Here is a 1,382-nt window from a genome sequence, read left to right as displayed (position 1 = left end):
TCATTTCCTGGTGCTGGAACAGTGGCCGCTGACCGCCAACGGCAAACTGGACCGTAAGGCCCTGCCGAAGCCGGACGCCAGCCAGTTGCAACAAGGCTACGTGGCGCCACGTACGGAGCTGGAGCAACAGCTGGCGGCGATCTGGAGCGAAGTGCTGAAGGTCGAGCAGGTGGGTCTGCACGACAACTTCTTCGAACTGGGCGGTCACTCGCTGCTGGTGATCACCTTGGTAAACCGGGTGCGCGAAGCCTTCGCCACCAACATCAGCCTGCATGAGTTCATGCTGATGGCGAGCTTCGAGGAACTGGCGAACTTCATCGGTGGCGGCAAGGATCGCCTGAAATCGTCGGTGATCAACCTCAACGGTTGCCAACTGCAGCGTCCGGCGCTGTTCTGCCTGCCGCCGGGCGGTGGCGGTGCCTACGCCTACTACCCGCTGGCGAGCCGCCTGGCCGACGAGCGTCCGGTGTATGGCCTGGTCAACAAGTGCTACGCCGAGCCGGGCTGGGTGGACGAGTCCTGGGAGGCGATGGTCGGCTACTACGTCGAGCAGATTCGTCGTACCCAGGCCAATGGCCCTTACCATCTGCTGGGCTGGTCCCTGGGCGGCGCCCTGGCGCTGGAGGTGGCTCATGCCCTGGAGCAGGCAGGCCAGGAAGTGGGCTTTGTCGGCCTTGTCGATACCCTGCTGCCGAAGGATGTGTCCGGCCTTGAGGCCGAGCCCGTCGAGGTGGTGCAGGTGGCGCGGGCGGACGAGAGCCTGCTGCGGGGGCTGCTGGCTTTCGCTCCGGGTGTTGGTGAAGCCCGTATCGTCGGCTTTATCGAGGAGGCCGGGCGTCTGCCTGCCGGGGTCGACAGGACCGAGTGGGTCATCGAGCAGGTGGCCGCTGCCGGCGGTGTCAGCGCCGAGCGACTGCGGGCCATTCACGAGGATGTGCATCTGCAGCGGGAGATCGTTGATGGTTTCGCTGTCCTTGATCGCAACGTCGAACTGAGCCAGGCGTTTCGCCTGCGGCCGCTGGCGGTCCGGGTGGATTGCTGGTGGGCCAGCGAGAGTCGTAGCCTGGAGCGGGTGCGGATGGGGGAGGCGGGGTTGCTGGCGCAGGCTTCGGTCAACGGGTTGGCCAGTTCTACGGTGATCGCTGATGGGCATGAGGGGGTTATCAATGCCGTGGCGTTTGTCGATGGGCTGGTGGGGCGGTTGGCTGGTAAGGCTTGAGGTTGGTGGGTGATGAGGAGCGGGTGGGGCGTTGGGTTCTACCCGTTTTTTATTGCGTGCCTGGTGATTTTTATGGTGCCTTAGTTGTCAGCGATTTGAAAAATATTGTTGTTGGATGGTTTTGTAAGTTGTAGGCGCATTCATTTGCGATGTCGACGCTTAT

At 62.9% G+C, this 1,382-nt stretch carries 1 protein-coding gene; it reads left to right on the top strand.

Translation table 11 applies throughout. The features are described 5' to 3' along the window. Positions 1 to 1,219, top strand: a 1,219-nt coding sequence (locus NMG10_RS25755; RefSeq protein ID WP_254465370.1) for a thioesterase domain-containing protein, incomplete at its 5' end; no start/stop codon positions are given. Positions 1,220 to 1,382 lie beyond the last annotated feature (163 nt).

Source organism: Pseudomonas sp. DVZ6 (genome assembly GCF_024259445.1).
In the GTDB taxonomy this organism is placed as follows: Bacteria; Pseudomonadota; Gammaproteobacteria; order Pseudomonadales; family Pseudomonadaceae; genus Aquipseudomonas; species Aquipseudomonas peradeniyensis.
This window is presented reverse-complemented; position numbering and strand designations above follow the sequence as displayed.